The sequence below is a fragment of the Neolewinella aquimaris genome (assembly GCF_014197245.1).
Lineage (GTDB): Bacteria > Bacteroidota > Bacteroidia > Chitinophagales > Saprospiraceae > Neolewinella > Neolewinella aquimaris.
Genome location: NZ_JACIFF010000005.1, coordinates 67,154 through 84,458, shown reverse-complemented (window position 1 = coordinate 84,458; position 17,305 = coordinate 67,154). Strand labels below are relative to the sequence as shown.

The following is a 17,305-nucleotide window of genomic DNA, read 5'->3' as shown; positions in this document are numbered from 1 at the left end:
CGAGCGTAGCGAGCATCCCCGCAAGCACGAGCGTAGCGAGCATCCCCGCAAATTATAAATGGTAAATTTTACATTGTAAATTGTAAATCCTTACGGCACCTCCACCACATTCAGCACCCGCTCGATAATATCCTCCTGCCGGATATTCTCCGCTTCCGCCTCGTAGGTTAGTCCGATGCGGTGGCGCAGTACGTCTTCGCATACCGAGCGCACGTCTTCCGGCGTCACGTACCCCCGGCGTTCGATGAAGGCCTGGGCCTTGGCGGCAAGGGCGAGGTTGATGCTGGCGCGCGGACTGCCGCCGTAGTTGATCAGGGGCTTCAGATCGCCAAGTCGGTATGCTTCCGGCTCGCGGGTGGCGAAGACAATGTCGATGATGTAGCGCTCGATCTTGTCGTCCATGTAGATTTTGCGTACCGATTCCCGCGCCCGCATGATGTCGGCCGGAGTAGCAACGGGGTTGATCGTCGCGAAGCCCTTGCCCAGGTTGCGGCGGATGATCTCGCGCTCGTCCTCTCGGGTGGGGTAGCCGATGTTGACCTTCAGCATAAAGCGGTCGGTCTGCGCCTCCGGCAGGGTGTAAGTGCCTTCCTGGTCGATCGGGTTCTGGGTTGCCAGGACGAGAAAGGGCTCTTCCAGCGCGAAGGTCTCGGTACCGATCGTCACCTGCCGTTCCTGCATGGCCTCCAGGAGGGCCGACTGCACCTTTGCGGGTGCCCGGTTGATCTCGTCGGCCAGTACGAAGTTGGCAAAAACCGGCCCCTTCCGCACGCTGAAATCGTTCAGCGTCGGGTTGTAGATCATCGTACCCACGATGTCGGCCGGCAGCAAGTCGGGAGTGAACTGGATGCGGCTAAAGTCGGCACTGATGGTTTGGCTCAGCGTCTTGATCGCCAGTGTCTTGGCGAGCCCGGGCAGGCCCTCCAGCAGGATGTGGCCGCGGCTCAGCAGGCCGAGCAACAGGCGGTCGACCATATTTTCCTGCCCTACGATCACCTTTGCGGTTTCCTGGCGGATGCGCTCGACGACTTCGCTGTCTACGCGGATCTGCTGGTTGAGGGTTTCTATATCTACGCTGGCCATACGGGGTTGGGGAATTACGTTAAGGGCGGGGTCGCGGGTGCAAGGTAAATAGAGAAAGCGGAACATCGCCGGCCCCCCATCGACCCCTCGTCGGCCCCTCGTCGGCCGAGCCTAAGCTCGTCCGCCGAGTCGGGCCCGGATAAACACCATCGCAGCCCACCACTAAGAAAAACCCACTAGCAAGTCGGCGGACGAGCCTCGTGCCTCGGTCGGCCGACGACCGGCCCCCCATCGGCCCCTCGTCGGCCGAGCCTAAGCTCGTCCGCCGAGTCGGGCCCGGATAAACACCACCGCAACCAACCACCAAAAAACCCATCAGCCAGTCGGCGGACGAACCTCGTGCCTCGGTCGGCCGACGACCGGCCCCTCGCCAGCCCCTCGTCGGCCGAGCCCTAGCTCGTCCGCCGAGTCGGGCCCCGGATAAACACCATCGCAACCAATCACCAGGAAAACCCGCCAGCCAGTCGGCGGACGAGCCTCGTGCCTCGGTCGGCCGACGACCGGCCCCTCGGCGGCCGAGCCTAAGCTCGTCCGCCGAGTCGGGCCCCGGATAAACACCACCGCAACCAACCACCAAAAAATCCCACCAGCAAGTCGGCGGATGAGCCTCGTGCCTCGGTCGGCCGACGACCGGCCTAATAAACTTTGCGCCTCGGCATACCTTCCCCTAAATACCTCCGTGGTTTAAACCCAACCAACTATGCAGCGTACCGACGTAAACACCCTCGGCGAATTCGGCCTCATCGATCACCTCACCGAAAATTTTGTCAACAAACAGCAAACGACCATCCTGGGCGTAGGCGACGACGCGGCCATCATCGCGGGAGGCGACGAGCAGATCGTCATCAGTACCGATATGCTGGTCGAGGGCATCCACTTCGACTTTACCTATACGCCGTTGAAGCACCTGGGGTACAAAGCCGTAGTGGTCAACCTGTCGGACATCGCCGCGATGAACGCCCGCCCGGAGCAGATCACCGTGAGCATCGCCCTGAGCAACCGCTTTTCGGTGGAAGCCCTCGATGAGCTTTACGCTGGCATTGCGGCCGCGTGCAAAACTTACGGCGTCGACCTCGTGGGTGGCGATACCACCAGCTCCAACAAGGGCCTCATCATCAGCATCACCGCCATCGGGCGCGCGCCGGCCGGCCGCATCACCCGGCGAAGCGGGGCCAAAGTAGGCGACCTCATTTGCATTACCGGCAACCTCGGCGCCGCCTACCTGGGCCTCCAACTCCTCGAGCGGGAGAAGGCCGTCTTTAAGGACAACCCCGAGATGCAGCCCAAAATGGGCGAACACGCCCCCTACCTCCTGCAGCGACAGCTGCGGCCCGAAGCCCGAACCGACATGGTCGACACTTTCGCTAAAGAGGGCATCGTACCCACTTCCATGATCGACATCAGCGACGGACTGGCCAGCGAGATCTTCCACATCTGCAAAGCCTCCGGCGTAGGTGCCATCATCGAGGAAAGCGGCGTGCCGATCCACAACGACGCCCAGCTGCAGGCCCTTGAATTCAACCTCGACCCCATCACCACGGCGCTGTCTGGAGGAGAAGATTATGAGCTTCTTTTTACCATCGACCCTAAGGATACGGAGAAGATTCGCTTCCTCCCCGACCTCTACATCGCCGGCGAAATCGTCGCGAAGGAAGACGGCGTAAAACTCCACACCAAGGGCGGAAATATTCACCCCATTAAGGCGCAGGGCTGGAACCATTTCGGAGAATAAATCGGACGTAAGCGGTCAGGCCGGGCGTAACTTTGGGTTACCGTGGCGACTAAAGTGACCACATTAGGGCAACTCCGGCGGGGGACGGTACGTTATCTATCAACTTGCGTTATCTTTGGTGACGCTTTCAACTACGATGATGATGAATACCACGCTACTTTTCCTCAACGCCATCGGCCCGGAGATGATCCTGGTCTTCTTTGCTATTCTACTCCTCTTTGGTGGCAAGAAAATCCCCGAACTCATGCGCGGCATCGGTAAGGGCATCCGCGAATTCAACACCGCCAAGGGCTCCCTCGAAAAGGAACTCAAGGACGGAATGAAGGAAGAAGAACAACGCGAAAAGGACGCCCGCGAACTCCGTGAGCTCCGCGAACGCGAAGCCCGTCGCGAACGCGAAGAGTCCTTCATTACCCGCGACAACGACTAGTAAACCGGGCCCCATTTTGGCCTCCAAAGCTTCTCTACCCCACAGGGGTAGAGAAGCTTTTTTATTGGTAGCGACGGCTTCAGCCGTCACGCTGCCTTACCTTCGCCCCTCTTCAACCAACGCTACCCCAAATGGAACTCACCGACCAGGAAAAGACCCGGCGCGAAAACCTCGCCAAAATCCGCGATCTCGGCATCGACCCCTTTCCGGCCGCCCTGTTCCCGGTCACTCACCTGGCCGCCGATATTCTAGCCAAGGTCGAAACCGACGAGGAAGGTAAGGTCACTAACCTCCAGGAAGTCACCCTGGCCGGACGCATCATGTCCCAACGCATCATGGGCAAGGCCGCCTTCGCCAACCTCCAGGACAGCAGCGGGCGCATCCAGCTCTACGTAAGCCGCGACGACATCGCCCCCGGAGAAGACAAAGCGCTATACAACGACCTCTTCAAGAAGTACCTCGATCTGGGCGACTTTATCGGCGTAAAGGGCTTCGTCTTTAAGACACGGACCGGTGAGATTAGCGTGCACGTCAAGGAACTTACCTTCCTGGGCAAGTCACTCCGCCCCCTACCCTCCCCCAAGCGCGACGACGAAGGACACGTCTACGATGAGTTCAAGGACCCCGAGTTGCGCTACCGGATGCGGTACGTGGACCTCACCGTCAATCCTCAGTACAAGGAGATTTTCCGTAAGCGCAGCCGCCTCATCACCTCGATGCGGCAGTTCCTCGACGATCTCGGTCTGATGGAAGTGGAAACGCCGATTCTCCAGCCCATCCACGGAGGCGCCGCCGCCCGCCCCTTCAAAACCCACCACAATACGCTGGACGTACCCATGTACCTCCGCATCGCCAATGAGCTCTACCTCAAGCGGCTCATCGTGGCCGGCTTCGACGGGGTCTACGAATTCGCCAAGATGTTCCGCAACGAGGGCATGGACCGTACCCACAACCCGGAATTCACCGCCGTCGAGTTCTACGTCGCCTATAAGGACTACAACTGGATGATGGACACCTGTGAGCAACTACTCGAGCACGCAGTACAGTCCGTCAATGGCACCACCAAGGTAAAGGCCGGTGACCACGAGATCGACTTCCGGGGTCCCTATCGCCGCCTCACCATGGCCGATGCCATCCGCGAGCACACCGGCGAAAACATCGACGGCGCCGACGAAGCCGAACTTCGCGCCATCGCCAAACGCCTGCACGTCCACGTTGACAACACGATGGGTCGCGGTAAGCTGGTCGACGAAATCTTCGGTGAACACGTCGAGGCCAAGCTGATCCAACCCACCTTTATCACCGACTACCCCGTCGAAATGTCGCCCCTGACCAAGAAGCACCGCAGCAAGGAGGGACTGGTAGAACGCTTCGAACTCATCGTCAACGGCAAGGAGATCGCCAATGCTTACTCGGAGCTCAACGACCCCATCGACCAGCGCGCCCGCTTCGAAGAGCAAGTCGAACTCGCCCGGCGCGGCGACGACGAAGCAATGGCCACCGACGAAGACTTCCTCCGTGCCCTGGAATACGGGATGCCCCCCACTGCCGGTATCGGTATCGGCATCGACCGCCTCGTTATGCTCCTTACCGGGCAGAAGTCGATCCAGGAGGTCCTCTTCTTTCCACAAATGAAACCACAGCCGGGCTCCACGGGAAAAAATAAAGAGGTTTAGCCTCCGTTGAATAGATTAGCTGACCTTATGTACACCGCCGAACGAGTCAATTTGGGTTTCGGAACCTCCTCTCTGGGGAGGAATAATACCGTACGCGGTGCTGTCCGCAACCTGGAAACCGCTTTTGACCAGGGTGTGGTCCACTTCGATACCGCCCCGGCGTACTGCTTCGGCCACGCGGAGATGCTCCTCGGTAAGTTTATCCGTGATCGCCGCGACGCGGTAACCGTCACGACCAAGTTTGGCATCACGCCGCGGCGAATCCCCTTTGCCCTGATGCCGGCCCTCAACCTGGTACGTGCCCCCCTCAAAAAACTATTTTCTACGGCAGTCAAAGTATCCGGCAGCCAGCATCACCACGCGTTCACCTACACGACCAGTATCGACCCCCAGCAACTGGTAAGCAGCCTCCACAATAGCCTGAAGGAACTACGTACCGATTACGTCGACAATTTCATGCTGCACCGCATCGATTCTTCCCTGGCCAACCAGGAGGATGTTGTAGCGCAGCTGCTAAAGCTTCAGGAGGAGGGCAAGGTGCGCCACCTCGGTCTGGCCGGTAGCTTTGCCGACATTTACGAGGGCGAGCCGCTGCGGGAAGTGTACACCGCTATCCAGTTTGGCGACGACCTCGGCAAACGATTCCGGGAAACCATTACTGATGATCTGCCCGGTCGCCGGTACTACCGGTTCGGCGTCTTCTCGATCATGGGTCGGGCAAAGGCATTTCTGCAGGAAAACGAGCTGCCCGGTATATCGGCCGCCGAACTGTGCCTGGCTTACTACAAGGAGGACAAAGAGTTTGGCCTCACCCTCTTTTCCTCCTCCAGAAACGAAAACATCACGGAGGTGGTCCGGCTGTGGAATTCAGACAAAGAACTGCCCGCCCCCGTAATCTCCCGGTTCCAGGAGTACCTCCTGAAATCCGACAAGCAATAGCTCCTATGAATCGACCCAGCGTATGTATTATTGGTTGTGGCACCTACGGGTCATACCTGCTCCGACAGCTCCGGCAACGCCACGGCGACAAGCTGGACATCACCGTCATCGAAGTAGGCAATGAAACTACCCAAAGCTCGGAAGAGGCCGGTATAGCTACCGTTTCGGATACGAGCAAGGTATCGCGTTTCGGTCGGTACTTCGGACTGGGCGGCACCTCGGCCCGCTGGGGCGGACAAATCCTCTTCTTCGACGAGCGCGACGTCGTGAACGATGACCCGGACTGGAACTACGTCGTTGATCTGAACAACCGCCATCGCGACCGGGTGCTCGGTGAACTGCTCGGCCAGAAGAAAAAACTGCGCGAAAAGGAAGATTCCCGAGTCAAGAACGGCATCTGGCTGGGCTACTTCAAACGCAATCTCTTCAAGCGCCTCGGCAAGAAAGACAAGGAAGCCGTACGCTGGCTAAAGGACACCCGCGTAACCGGATTTACCACGGCGAACGATGGTTCCGTCAGGGAGGTCCGCATCCGGACGGTCGCCGGCGAAGAATCTGTCGTGCAGGCCGATCGTTTCTACCTTACCACCGGGGCCCTCGAAAGCTGTCGGCTGCTGAACAAGCTCGACAACGGAACCCTCGGTCAGACCGATCTGGGCAAAAACCTCGGGGACCACGTCAGCGTGGAACTGTTCCAGGTGAAGAGTTCCCCACCCGTCCTGCACGGTGTCGATTTCACCCCACAGTTCATTGGCACCTCCCTGTTCACCAAGCGCTTGTTGGTGCACACCGAGAACGGTCGGGTAAACTTCGCCCACGTTGTCCCCAACAAAGACGTAGCCGCCTTTACCGTACTTAAGAAGGCCATGTTCGGCCGACAGGAGGGCAGCACCAGTTTCAGCGAGGTGGTTCAGAGCTTTAAGTTTCTGGCACTGTTCGGCACCAAATTGGTATTTATGCGCAAGCTCCACGTTCACCAAAACGACTGGAGCCTGCAACTCGACATCGAGCAGGGGGACGTCACCGATAATGAAGTGCTGGTTTCGGAAGAAACCGACAAGTTCGGAGAGCCGGGCATCCGCGTTAAGTGGGCGGTAAGCGCCAACGACCGCGCGACCATTGCCGAAGCAAAAAAGCAGATCAAACAAGTGCTCGACGCGGAAGGCCACACCTACGACGAGCTATTTACCGACATTCATGAATACGAAAAACTGGAAGATACCTACCACCCGGTGGGCTTCATCCGTATGGGCCAGGACCAGCGCGCTCCGGTCGACCGCGACTTCCTGGTGCGGGGCATACCCAACCTCTACCATTTCTCTACCGCCATGTTCCGGAGCGCGAAATCCATCAACCCTACCGGCGCGGGCTTCTGTTTGATCGAGGAACACCTCGACCGAGCCTATCCCATGACCTCCTAGGGCCTTCAACCAAGCTATGCTGTTATACATTACCTGGGACGCCTCGCCCGATATCTTCACCATCGGCCCCATTACCCTGCGTTGGTACGGCATGATGTTCGCCGTCGGCTTCCTACTGGGCTTCATGATGGTGCGCCGGATGTTCCTACGCGAGGGAGCTCCGGAAGCCTGGCTCGACTACTGCTTCTACTTCCTCATCGGCGGTACGATCCTCGGCGCGCGGCTGGGGCACATCCTCTTCTACCAGTGGGACTACTACAGCCAGCACCCAGGCGACATCATCAAGGTCTGGGAGGGCGGACTGGCCAGTCACGGCGGCGTCATCGGTGTAGTGACGGCCCTCTGGCTCTTTAGCAAATTCGTCAGCAAGAAGTCCTTCTTCTGGATCAGCGACAAGGTTGCCGCCCCCATCGCCCTGGTCGGCGCCATGATCCGCTTCGGCAACCTCATGAACAGCGAGATCGTCGGTACCCCCAGCGATGCCCCCTGGGCCTTCCTCTTCGTCAATGCCGTACCCAAGAGTCTGGCCGACGTACCCCGCCACCCGGTACAGATCTACGAGTCCCTGAGCTACCTCCTCACTTTCCTGGTCCTCATCGCCCTCTACTGGAAAACGGATGCCCCCAAAAAGCCCGGCTTCCTTACCGGTCTCTGGTTTGTCCTCATCTTCGGTTTCCGCTTCATCTGGGAATACTTCAAGAGCGACCAGGGCGGCTTCGGCGTAGCCCTCACCACCGGCCAGTGGCTCAGTGTCCCCCTCGTCCTCGGCGGCGCACTGATGATGGCCCTCGCCCGCCCCAAGCCCGGCCACCTCGGCTGATCGCTTTTTCCCCAAATCCACCGCACCCGCGCCCCCGCCCAACTATCACGCCTACAACGCCTCGCCACTCAACAATTAAAACCCTCAACAACCCTCCAACCCCCACCCATGCCCCACACCATCATCTTCGACCTCGGCAATGTCCTCATCGGCTGGCAACCCCGGGCGCTCTTCGAAAAGGTATTCGAGACGACGGAGGAGGTTGATCACTTCCTGGCCAACGTAGCGACCCTGGAGTGGAACGAGAAGCAGGACGCCGGCCGCACCATCGAGGAAGGCACCCGCGAGCTGATCGCCAAGCACCCCGAATTCGAGCGGGAAATAAAGATTTACTACGACCGCTGGACCGAAACCATCACCGGCCCCATCACCGGCACGGTAGAAATTCTTCAGGCGCTGAAGGCAAGTGGCAAGTACCGCCTACTGGCCCTCACCAACTGGTCCCACGAACTCTTCCCCTGGGCCCGACAGACCTTCCCCTTCCTGGAGCTTTTTGAGAACATCATGGTCTCCGGCGAGGTAGGTCTCCAAAAACCAGACCCGGCCATCTACCGCCTCCTCCACGAAACCTACGACCTAAAGGGCTACCACGACTGCGTCTTCATCGACGACAGCCTCCGCAACGTCGAAGCCGCCCGCAAAGAAGGACTGGACACCATCCGCTTCGAAAATCCGGAACAGCTAAGGAGGGAACTCAGGGAACGTGGGGTGGAAGGAGTTTGAAATTTAAAATTGCCAATTTTAAATGTAAAATTTAGCTGCCGCACGTGATTGCTCGCTGCGCTCGTGGGAGGGTCCCTCACCTCAAATCATGGCAGCCCATTCCATTCAATAAAATTGAACTAGCGCTAAAGCTGGACAAATATTAAATTTTCGCCCTAGTCGGCGGTCGGATCGCAACGTGCCACAGCAAATAGCAAGAACAAGCACTGCGGCCGGAACAAATTTTAAATGTGAAATTTTAAATTATTCCCCCTCCGCGCGGCAGCCAAATGGTACATGGTACATCCGTAAATTGTAAATGGTAAATCCCCCTACCCCTTAGTCGTCGGACGAGCCTCGTGCCTCGGTCGGCGGACGACTTCCGCGTGCGGCAGCCAAATTTAAAATGTCAAATTTTCAATTTTCAATTTCACCCAGCTTCCGCCACCGCTTCCGCCAGCCCCTGAAAAATAGAGTAGCCATCCCGGTTGCCTAGGATCATTTCGCTGGCACGCTCCGGGTGGGGCATCATGCCGAAGACGTTGCGGGCTTCGTTGCAGATGCCGGCGATGTTGCCGACCGAGCCGTTGTGGTTGCTGGCCAGGTTCACCTCACCGGCACCGTCGCAGTAGCGGAAGAGGATCTGGTCGTTCTGATTGAGCTGGAAGATGGTTTCCTCGTCGGCGTAGTAGCGGCCTTCGGCGTGGGCGACGGGAATTTTCAGTACCTGACCGGGCGAGAGGCGGCGATTGGTCGGGGCGTTGTCGGTTTCGGAGCGGATGAATAAGTTCTTCGCGATAAACTTCTGGTCGCGGTTGCGCAGCAGGGCGCCGGGCAGCAGGTGGGCCTCACAGAGGATCTGGAAGCCGTTGCAGATGCCGAACACGTAGCCGCCGCGGTTAGCGAAATCGATGACCGACTTCATGATCGGGGAAAAACGCGCTACGGCACCGGCACGCACGTAATCGCCGTAGCTGAAGCCGCCGGGTACGATGATGCAGTCGTCGGTGGTGAAGCCCTCGAGGCTTTCTTCCTTGTGCCACAGTTTCACGGTTTCCTGACCGAGCACCGTACCGAGTACGTGTACCATGTCGTCGTCACAATTGCTGCCGGGGAAAACGATTACTCCGAATTTCATACGTCGGTATTTAGGGGGCGAAGATAAGCTACAACAAGGTAGGCAGCAGCTCGCGGGCGCGTTCCATGCCTTCACTGCCCCCCATTTCCAGTACGTAGAGGTTTTCCCGGCCGCGCAGTTCGTAGCCGACCGCCGGAGCGGGATCGATGTACAGGACGGGCGCGGACGCAGGAGCAAAGGAAATGAGGCCAGCAGCGGGGTAAACTTGAAGTGACGTACCAATGATGATTACGGCGTCGGCCTGCTGTACGGTAAGGGCGGCATCCTCGATCAGCGGTACGGCTTCGCCGAACCATACGATGTGCGGGCGAAGTTGGATGCCGTTGTCGTCGAGGTCGCCAATGGCAAGATCACCCTCCCATTCCTGTACCGTTTCGTTCCCGCTCACGGGCCGCACTTTCGTCAGTTCCCCGTGCAGGTGAATGACGTTGGTGGAACCCGCGCGTTCGTGGAGGTCGTCGACGTTCTGGGTGATGACGGTGACGTCGTACTCCGCTTCCAGGGCGGCAATGAGTTTGTGTCCTACGTTGGGTTTTGCCGTCTTCAGCTGGGCCCGCCGCAAATTATAGAAGCGCATCACCAGTTCGGGGTCCCGGACGAAGGCTTCGGGGGTTGCGACGTCCTCCACCCGGTGTTCCTCCCAGAGGCCGTTGCTGTCGCGGAAGGTGCGCAGACCGGATTCAGCGCTGACGCCGGCACCGGATAAAACGACGATATGGGGGCGTTCGGAACGGGCCACTACTTCTTCTTGAACTTGGCGAGCGCGTTCTTGGCTTCGTCGGTGAGGACCAGCTTACCGGTTACGGCGGCCCGTTCGGCGAGTTCCTGGGGCCAGTGGTCGGTGCCGGACCAGAGGCTCTGCTTGAGTCGGGTGGACGCGGCCGGACTGTGCTCCGCGAGGCGCTTGGCCAGCAGGCGGGCTTCGCGGAAGAGTTCTTCGGGGCCGGCGTAGACCCGTTGGTACAGTCCCTTCGCTTTGGCCCACTGGCTATCGTGCCACTCCGTATCGAGGCAGAGCTCGCTGGCGGCCGAAACGCCCATCTTCCGAATGAGGGCGGGCAGAATGACGAAGGGCCCGATGGCGATGGCCAGTTCGCTCAGTTTGACCTGAGCACCTTTGCACCCCAGGGTATAGTCCGCCGCGGCGGCGATGCCTACTCCCCCCCCGATCGCTTTGCCCTGTACGGCTACGACGATTGGCTTCGGACAGCGGCGCATGGCCAGGATGACGTTGGCAAAGCCCATGAAGAAATTCTTTCCGGTGGCTTCATCTTCGATCGAGAGCAACTCGTCGAGGTTGGCACCGGCACAGAAAGTATCATCACCGGCGCCCCGTATCAGGACAGCGCGAACGGAAGCGTCCGCCGCCGCATCGTCGATTTGCTTCACTAGTTCGGCCAGTAAGCTCGAGGGCATACTGTTGTGACTGGGGTGAGAAAAAACGATGCGGGCGAAGCCCATCCGGTGATCGGTGGTGATGGTTCCTTGTTGAGTCATGGGGTGAAATTAAGTAAGGGATGGCAGAGTACCGGGCGATCACTCGGTCGGCAGCAACATCCGCCAGATCGGAAAGGTCATATTCGCCACGGTGGAATCCGCCTCGGGAAGTTTTGAATTGGTAAAGTAGAGGTAGCCGTCGTACTCGCTGAAGGTATCTGCCCACCCCACCCGGGGCCCCGCGACCAGCGTGGCGACGGACCCGCCATCCGTAACACTGACTACGGCCTGCTTTTCCAGATCGGCCATGATCGTTCGGCCACCGGTGCGCCACATGCCGTCGGGAGCGGGAGTGGTGGCGATGGTTTCCACCGCATCGCCTAAATTCCGGGCCTCCGGATCGGACAGCACGGAAAGCGGAATGGCGTAGAGGGTATATCCGGAGAGTGCGTGAAAGAGCAGTCGGTCGTTGATGGCGTCCAGGGCGATGCCATCGGAGGGAATCTTTCTTTTCCAGGGTTTGCCGGCAATCACGAGGCTATCCAGGGTAGCCTGTACGGCGGGGTGACCGTCGAGCACCCGCCAGCTGTTGCCGGTTTCGAGGTCGAGTACCATCAGGCCGCCCTGTCCGGAATCGGTGAAGTAAACCTGCTGACGACCCCGATCGATACGAAGATCATTAACGTAAGTCTTCGGTACGGTGGTTCCGGGCGTGAGTTCGTAGGTGCGGAGTAGCTTGTCGGTAGCCAGGTCGTAGAGGTGGATGAGGGGTGGAGCGATCAATACCTGGATTAACGGATTGCGGGTATCGGCAACGTAGAGCGTATCGCCGACGGCAACGGCGCTCTGGACATTGACCAGCTTATCGCCGGGCTCCTGCCCGATGTCCCAAGCATTCAGGTCGGGGCTGGGATAGGGCCGGGGCTGGCCGTCGACAATTTCCGCCAGCGTGTACGGCACCCCCTTGCGCCAGCGGGGGAAGGTGGCGAATACCCTTCCCTCATCGGTCACCGTAACGCCGGTCACCTGTACCCCTTCGATCTCGGCGACCAGCTCCAGCGTTTCCGTGGAAGAATCTTCCGTGCGTGTAGAATTATTCAGCTCCTCCCCCGGTCCCTGATTTCTGCAGGAGGAAAGAAGCATAGCCAGGGCGATCAGGATCGCGGGGGCTATTTTGTAATTGATGAATGACATAGCGGACATTTACCATTTAGTGCCGCAGCACCGGGAATGTTCTACCTCCCGGGAAATACTTCCGCCTCCGCCTGCTTGGTTTGCTGTTTTTGGAGTTGCACGGCACCTGCGACCCCGCCCGGATGCGTTGGAAGGAGGCAACTGCCAATTGAACATTGTAATTGGTAGATTGTAAATGGTAAATCCCAATGGTCAAAATAGCTAACATCGAACTCGGGGAATTCCCCCTCCTCCTCGCCCCCATGGAGGACGTCAGTGACCCACCCTTCCGCGCCCTCTGTAAGGCTCAGGGATGTGACATGATGTACACCGAGTTTATCAGTGTGGAGGGCCTGATCCGCGACGCCGACAAGAGCGTGGCCAAACTCGACATCTACGACTACGAGCGGCCGATCGGCATCCAGATCTTCGGGGCGAACCTCGATAGCATGGTGCAGGCCGCCGACATCGTTACGGAAGCCAACCCGGAGGTACTGGACATCAACTTCGGCTGCCCGGTCAAGAAGGTGGTTTGTAAAGGTGCGGGTGCCGGTATTTTGCAGGACATCCCAAAAATGGTGGAGCTCACTAAGGCCATTGTCGACCGCACCCACTTGCCCGTAACGGTGAAGACCCGGTTGGGCTGGGACGACAACAGCAAGTACATCGAGGAAGTCGCCGAACGGCTGCAGGATATCGGGATCAAAGCCCTGAGCATTCACGGTCGTACGCGCAAGCAGATGTATAAGGGTGAGGCCGACTGGTCGCTGATCGGCAAAATCAAGGATAATCCCCGCATCAAAATTCCCATTTTCGGCAATGGCGACATCGACTCGCCCCAGAAAGCCGCTGCCTACCGCGATCGCTACGGCGTCGATGGCATCATGATCGGCCGGGCCGCCATCGGGTATCCGTGGATCTTCCGGGAAGTGAAACACTACTTCGCAACGGGGCAACTTCTAGATCCGCCCACCGTAGAAGAGCGCGTTGCCGCCGCCCGCGAGCACCTCGAGCGGAGCATCGACTGGAAGGGGGAAACCCTGGGCATTCTGGAAATGCGTCGCCACTACACCAATTACTTCCGCGGGCTGCCCAACATCAAGCAGTACCGCAAGGTGCTGGTGAGCGAGTTCGATAAGGATGCGCTGTACGGCACCCTGGAAGAGATTGGGGAGGTGTACGGCAATTCAGCCGCGGCGGTCCTATAGTGATCTTGAGGAGAAGTATCTGTCGAGGGCTGCCTTGCTTGCATCGCCACTCTGGTAGCCTTCCGTGAAGGCACGTACGCGCTGTTCCGAGGTGCCGTGGGTGAAGCTTTCCGGTACGACGTAGCCCTGGGCTTCCATTTGCAGCCGGTCGTCGCCGATGGCGGTGGCGGCGGTAATGGCTTCCTGAATATCCCCCTGTTCGAGCAACTGGCCGTCCTGGTTGGCGTAATTGGCCCAGACGCCGGCGAGGTAGTCGGCCTGTAGTTCGAGACGAACCGACATGGCATTGGCCTGCTCCTCACTGGAGCGCTGACGGGCCTGGTTTACCTGCTGGCTGTAGCCGAGCAAATTCTGGACATGGTGCCCGACTTCGTGGGCAACGACGTAGGCCAGGGCAAAGTCGCCCGGTGCTCCGAAGCGCTTGCGTAGCTGATCGGCGAAGGACAGGTCGATGTAGACTTTCTGGTCGGCCGGACAGTAGAACGGCCCCGTGGCGGCACTGGCGAATCCGCAGGCGGAACGATCCTGACCGCTGAAGAGCACCAAAATCGGCTCCTGGTAATTACGCCCGTAATTCTGGGGGAACACCGTGTTCCAGACGTTTTCCGTTTCCTGGAGGGTTACGCTCACGATGTTGGCGTAGGAGCCCGTTTCGTTGAGGTCCTCGCCCGGTTCGCCGGTGGTCGTTTCCGTAGCCTGATTGCCGCCGCCGCCGATGCCGAGGTACTCCAGGGGGTTACCACCGAGAAAGAATACGACCACCATAATGATGATGGTACCGATGCCGAAGCTGCCGGCCCGACCGCCGCCGCCGCCGAACATGCTGCCGCCGCTGCGTCCGCGACGATCCTGGATGTTGCTGCTGCCTTTTCTTCCCTGAAGTTTCATTGTACTGCTGGTTAAATTTGATTAATTGACGGCGTCCTGCTGGGCGAATACCCGACGCAGTAGCTCCGTGGTACGGGCCGATACGTTTTGGCGAATGTCGATCTCTTTAAGGGCTACCTTCTTAAACAGGCCGTTCAGCGCCTGCTCGGTAACGTAAGCCCCTAGATCGGTGTTGACCTCCTGGCGGGTCAGGGGAAAATTGTTGTAAGCCGTAGCCGCATCGCGCCACACCTTGTTGGCGTCGTACTTATCGAGACTCGCATTGATCACCGGGGCAAATTCACCGGTCAGCGCCTGGGTAGTGCTCTGTTCGAGGTAGGACGTAGCGGCCGTGTTGTTGCCCTTGAGGATGCCGACGGCGTCCTGAATGGTCATCTGGCGAATGGCGTCCACGAAGATCGGGGCGGCCTTAGTGGCTGCGTCTTCCGCTCCCTGGTTGATCTTTTTCAGGATGACCTCCTCCAGGTTATTAAACCCCGGTACCCCCTGCAGCCGGTCCGTCACCTTGCGCACTTCTTCGGGTAGGAGAATCCGGTACGTAAGGTCATCGAAGTAGCCGCCCGGCTTGGCCAGTTCTTCGGCTCCCTCCCGTGCCCCGATTTGCAGGGCTTCCTTGAGGCCACTCGCAATATCGGCGGAGGTAAGTCCGCCGTTGAGTACGGTATTGAGGGTTTGGTTGATCTGCTGGCTGGTACAACCCAGCAAGAGAAAGGGAAGAAACAGGAAGAGGAGGCGGCGTAGTGGCATAGGCTGAATGGGTAAAGCCCCTCTATAAGCCGATTTACCCGCCATTAGTTTGCTCACTAGAAGTTGAAGCCACTGATGTCGAAGCTGCCGGGGGGCTTGAAGTCGTCCGGGTAGTCGTCCTCGGGATCCTCAAAGGTGTGCTGCCCCGACTGCGGTGCCGCGGGCATGGCCCCTCCGGCTCCGCCCAGGTTTACCTCCACAAAGGCCGCCCCTACCCGCCCGCCCAGGGGCGGACTGAGTTTCCGGAGCCGGAGGCGCACGGAGACCACTTCGTCGAACTGGTTCATGATGCGGCTGCCCATGCGGTAAGCGAGTGCCTCCAGCAGTTGGGTGGGCTTCTTCATCTCGGCCTGCAGCAGGTAGTAGATGGTGGCGTAATTCACCGTTCCGCCCAGGTCGTCTTCTTCGGCCGCAACGGCAACGTTGGCCTCCACTTCCACGTCGACGCTAAACTCATTGCCCATCAGGTGCTCCTCCTCGAAGAAGCCGTGGGGGGCGTGAAAGCGAACGTCTTCGAGTCCGATCTTTGCGATCATAAATTTTCGAGTAACTGGCGGGCCTCGCGATTCATGGGATGATCGGTGTTGCCGGCAATCCTGGTGATTTCCTCTCGTGCCTCGGTGGTCTGGCCGAGTCCGATGTTCGCAAACGCCAGGTAATACGCCGATTCCTGGGTGAGGTTGAAGTCGGTCGCCGTGGCGAGGTCGAGAAAAATATCGCGGGCGGGGGCATACTTTTCCTGGGCCAGGAGGGTCTGGCCGAAGTAGAAGCGGTCGACCGGATCGGTGGTGTTCAGGGCGACAAATTCACGCTCGGCGGTGGCGTAGTCGCCGTTTTCGTAAGCGGCGTAGGCGGTGGCGCGCTGGTCGGCGGCATTGCCCGCACCTTTGGTGATGCTGTAGGCGATGTTCGGGTAGGGTTCGAACTCGGATAGGGCCAGTTGTCCGGAGGCTCCTGGGGCGGGGCGGAACAGGAAGTAGCCGGCTACGAACAGCACGAGGGCGGCGGCGGCGACCGTGGTCAGCCAGCCGGCGCGGCGATTATGCCGGAGGGGAATCACCTTGGCACCAGCCTGTGGGGACTCGTTAACCATACCGGCTTCGAGTTTACGCAGGCGCTCCTTTAGTTCCTGCTCTTCCCTCAGTGTGACGGCGTCCAGGGCCAGTCGGGTGGTTTTCATTTCTTCATTTAGTTGGGGATTCGCGTCAAGCGTACGCTCGAATGCTTCGCGATCGGCCAGGTTGCCGCGCAGATACTCATCGATGCGGTCTTGCTGGTCTTCAGTATTCATTAGGTTTCTTTAACGAGCTTTTTGAGCTCCTTTAGGCACCGCATCTTCCTAATGCGGGTCGCGCCATCCGAGGGGAGGTCCAGGGATTGCGTAATACTTTCAATTGGATAATGGTGGTAATAATATAGCGTAAGTATCTCGCGGCACACCTTGCCGAGCTTATCCATTGCTGTAATAAGACGGGTACGATCGTGCTCTTGTTCGAAGCGGTCGATGAGGCTCCAGTCCAGTTCATCCGCCGGATTCACCCCCGCCTCGTGGTCGGTCGGCAGCTCACGCTGTCGCTGGTGATTGCGCCGGTACACGAGACGTTTACCGATGCTGAAGAGGTAGGTGCGAATGGAGCAGGTGAGGACCTGCAGCCGACCGCTGACGATGTTTTTGTAGAACGCGATTACGGCATCCTGAAAACAGTCGGCAGCGTCTTCCTCCGTGGCGTACAGCTGACGCTGGGCGTAGGTGACGAAGGCATTGCGGTGTCCTAGGTAGAGCTCGTCGATGAGTTCGTACCGACCATTCTTGATGGACTCGAATAAGGCATGATCCTCGCTCTGCGTGTGCATCGGTACCGTTGCGTGATATAATTGGTTTCTAATCAAATGTAATGTTTTAGTTAGCCA

Annotated in this window: 18 protein-coding genes; 8 read left to right on the top strand and 10 right to left on the bottom strand. The window is 58.9% G+C overall.

The window, feature by feature from the left end; all coding sequences use genetic code 11:
• Positions 1-90: 90 nt before the first annotated feature.
• A complete protein-coding gene (locus GGR28_RS10595; RefSeq protein ID WP_183495765.1) occupies positions 91-1,083 on the bottom strand; it encodes an AAA family ATPase in 993 nt (330 codons plus the stop codon).
• 700 nt (positions 1,084-1,783) lie between these two features.
• On the opposite strand from GGR28_RS10595, the gene thiL reads away from it, so the two are divergent.
• The 7 genes from thiL to GGR28_RS10560 all read left to right on the top strand — a co-directional run bounded on the left by thiL (position 1,784) and on the right by GGR28_RS10560 (position 8,824).
• Positions 1,784-2,815, top strand: coding sequence for a thiamine-phosphate kinase (gene thiL, locus GGR28_RS10590; RefSeq protein ID WP_183495764.1), 1,032 nt, complete (start codon positions 1,784-1,786; stop codon positions 2,813-2,815).
• A gap of 142 nt (positions 2,816-2,957) precedes the next feature.
• Positions 2,958-3,245, top strand: coding sequence for a Sec-independent protein translocase subunit TatA/TatB (locus tag GGR28_RS10585; protein WP_183495763.1), 288 nt, complete (start codon positions 2,958-2,960; stop codon positions 3,243-3,245).
• Between the two features lie 131 nt (positions 3,246-3,376).
• Positions 3,377-4,921, top strand: a complete 1,545-nt coding sequence (lysS, locus tag GGR28_RS10580) for a lysine--tRNA ligase (protein WP_183495762.1) — start codon at positions 3,377-3,379, stop codon at positions 4,919-4,921.
• 27 nt (positions 4,922-4,948) lie between these two features.
• Complete coding sequence (locus GGR28_RS10575; protein ID WP_183495761.1) at positions 4,949-5,860, top strand: aldo/keto reductase; 912 nt, start codon at positions 4,949-4,951, stop codon at positions 5,858-5,860.
• Positions 5,861-5,865: 5 nt separating this feature from the next.
• Positions 5,866-7,281 carry a GMC oxidoreductase gene (locus GGR28_RS10570; protein ID WP_183495760.1) on the top strand — a complete coding sequence of 472 codons (1,416 nt, stop codon included), beginning with the start codon at positions 5,866-5,868 and terminating at the stop codon, positions 7,279-7,281.
• A gap of 16 nt (positions 7,282-7,297) precedes the next feature.
• A complete protein-coding gene (lgt, locus tag GGR28_RS10565) occupies positions 7,298-8,101 on the top strand; it encodes a prolipoprotein diacylglyceryl transferase (RefSeq protein WP_183495759.1) in 804 nt (267 codons plus the stop codon).
• 108 nt (positions 8,102-8,209) lie between these two features.
• The gene (locus GGR28_RS10560; RefSeq protein WP_183495758.1) at positions 8,210-8,824 is read left to right on the top strand and encodes an HAD family hydrolase; all 615 of its coding nucleotides are present in this window, start codon (positions 8,210-8,212) and stop codon (positions 8,822-8,824) included.
• Positions 8,825-9,233: 409 nt separating this feature from the next.
• On the opposite strand, the gene purQ is transcribed toward GGR28_RS10560, so the two are convergent.
• Genes purQ through GGR28_RS10540 form a run of 4 tightly spaced genes read right to left on the bottom strand, consistent with a single transcriptional unit; the run spans position 9,234 to position 12,572 of the window.
• A complete protein-coding gene (purQ, locus tag GGR28_RS10555; RefSeq protein ID WP_183495757.1) occupies positions 9,234-9,941 on the bottom strand; it encodes a phosphoribosylformylglycinamidine synthase subunit PurQ in 708 nt (235 codons plus the stop codon).
• Between the two features lie 28 nt (positions 9,942-9,969).
• Entirely contained in the window at positions 9,970-10,680 is a 711-nt protein-coding gene (locus GGR28_RS10550) for an NAD-dependent deacylase (RefSeq protein ID WP_183495756.1), read from the bottom strand.
• On the bottom strand, positions 10,680-11,438 hold the full coding sequence (locus GGR28_RS10545; RefSeq protein ID WP_183495755.1) for an enoyl-CoA hydratase/isomerase family protein: 759 nt from the start codon (positions 11,436-11,438) through the stop codon (positions 10,680-10,682). The genes GGR28_RS10550 and GGR28_RS10545 overlap by 1 nt, the downstream gene beginning before the upstream one ends.
• A 39-nt stretch (positions 11,439-11,477) precedes the next feature.
• Positions 11,478-12,572, bottom strand: coding sequence for an L-dopachrome tautomerase-related protein (locus GGR28_RS10540; protein WP_183495754.1), 1,095 nt, complete (start codon positions 12,570-12,572; stop codon positions 11,478-11,480).
• A 188-nt stretch (positions 12,573-12,760) separates the two neighbouring features.
• Between GGR28_RS10540 and dusB the strand changes: the two genes are divergently transcribed.
• Positions 12,761-13,759 (top strand): tRNA dihydrouridine synthase DusB, encoded by a 999-nt coding sequence (gene dusB / locus GGR28_RS10535; protein WP_183495753.1) that lies wholly within the window; start codon positions 12,761-12,763, stop codon positions 13,757-13,759.
• On the opposite strand, the gene ypfJ is transcribed toward dusB, so the two are convergent.
• From ypfJ to GGR28_RS10510, 5 genes are read right to left on the bottom strand one after another with little or no spacing between them, the layout of a single operon-like run.
• A complete protein-coding gene (gene ypfJ / locus GGR28_RS10530; RefSeq protein ID WP_183495752.1) occupies positions 13,754-14,647 on the bottom strand; it encodes a KPN_02809 family neutral zinc metallopeptidase in 894 nt (297 codons plus the stop codon). The genes dusB and ypfJ overlap by 6 nt on opposite strands.
• 21 nt (positions 14,648-14,668) lie before the next feature.
• Positions 14,669-15,394, bottom strand: a complete 726-nt coding sequence (locus tag GGR28_RS10525) for a DUF4197 domain-containing protein (protein WP_246416623.1) — start codon at positions 15,392-15,394, stop codon at positions 14,669-14,671.
• A gap of 56 nt (positions 15,395-15,450) precedes the next feature.
• Positions 15,451-15,930 (bottom strand): dihydroneopterin aldolase, encoded by a 480-nt coding sequence (folB, locus tag GGR28_RS10520; RefSeq protein WP_183495750.1) that lies wholly within the window; start codon positions 15,928-15,930, stop codon positions 15,451-15,453.
• Positions 15,927-16,685 carry a tetratricopeptide repeat protein gene (locus tag GGR28_RS10515; RefSeq protein WP_183495749.1) on the bottom strand — a complete coding sequence of 253 codons (759 nt, stop codon included), beginning with the start codon at positions 16,683-16,685 and terminating at the stop codon, positions 15,927-15,929. Before GGR28_RS10515 ends, folB begins: the two co-directional genes overlap by 4 nt.
• Entirely contained in the window at positions 16,685-17,248 is a 564-nt protein-coding gene (locus tag GGR28_RS10510; RefSeq protein ID WP_183495748.1) for an RNA polymerase sigma factor, read from the bottom strand. Before GGR28_RS10510 ends, GGR28_RS10515 begins: the two co-directional genes overlap by 1 nt.
• Positions 17,249-17,305: the final 57 nt, after the last annotated feature.

Bases quoted from the DNA above. Each gene is read 5' to 3' on its own strand.
- GGR28_RS10570 (WP_183495760.1), top strand. From the start codon at position 5,866: ATGAATCGACCCAGCGTATGTATTATTGGTTGTGGCACCTACGGGTCA.
- GGR28_RS10560 (WP_183495758.1), top strand. From the start codon at position 8,210: ATGCCCCACACCATCATCTTCGACCTCGGCAATGTCCTCATCGGCTGG.
- thiL (WP_183495764.1), top strand. From the start codon at position 1,784: ATGCAGCGTACCGACGTAAACACCCTCGGCGAATTCGGCCTCATCGAT.
- dusB (WP_183495753.1), top strand. From the start codon at position 12,761: ATGGTCAAAATAGCTAACATCGAACTCGGGGAATTCCCCCTCCTCCTC.
- lgt (WP_183495759.1), top strand. From the start codon at position 7,298: ATGCTGTTATACATTACCTGGGACGCCTCGCCCGATATCTTCACCATC.
- GGR28_RS10575 (WP_183495761.1), top strand. From the start codon at position 4,949: ATGTACACCGCCGAACGAGTCAATTTGGGTTTCGGAACCTCCTCTCTG.
- lysS (WP_183495762.1), top strand. From the start codon at position 3,377: ATGGAACTCACCGACCAGGAAAAGACCCGGCGCGAAAACCTCGCCAAA.
- ypfJ (WP_183495752.1), bottom strand. From the start codon at position 14,647: ATGAAACTTCAGGGAAGAAAAGGCAGCAGCAACATCCAGGATCGTCGC.
- purQ (WP_183495757.1), bottom strand. From the start codon at position 9,941: ATGAAATTCGGAGTAATCGTTTTCCCCGGCAGCAATTGTGACGACGAC.
- GGR28_RS10545 (WP_183495755.1), bottom strand. From the start codon at position 11,438: ATGACTCAACAAGGAACCATCACCACCGATCACCGGATGGGCTTCGCC.
- GGR28_RS10510 (WP_183495748.1), bottom strand. From the start codon at position 17,248: ATGCACACGCAGAGCGAGGATCATGCCTTATTCGAGTCCATCAAGAAT.
- GGR28_RS10525 (WP_246416623.1), bottom strand. From the start codon at position 15,394: ATGCCACTACGCCGCCTCCTCTTCCTGTTTCTTCCCTTTCTCTTGCTG.
- GGR28_RS10515 (WP_183495749.1), bottom strand. From the start codon at position 16,685: ATGAATACTGAAGACCAGCAAGACCGCATCGATGAGTATCTGCGCGGC.
- GGR28_RS10540 (WP_183495754.1), bottom strand. From the start codon at position 12,572: ATGTCATTCATCAATTACAAAATAGCCCCCGCGATCCTGATCGCCCTG.
- GGR28_RS10595 (WP_183495765.1), bottom strand. From the start codon at position 1,083: ATGGCCAGCGTAGATATAGAAACCCTCAACCAGCAGATCCGCGTAGAC.
- folB (WP_183495750.1), bottom strand. From the start codon at position 15,930: ATGATCGCAAAGATCGGACTCGAAGACGTTCGCTTTCACGCCCCCCAC.
- GGR28_RS10585 (WP_183495763.1), top strand. From the start codon at position 2,958: ATGAATACCACGCTACTTTTCCTCAACGCCATCGGCCCGGAGATGATC.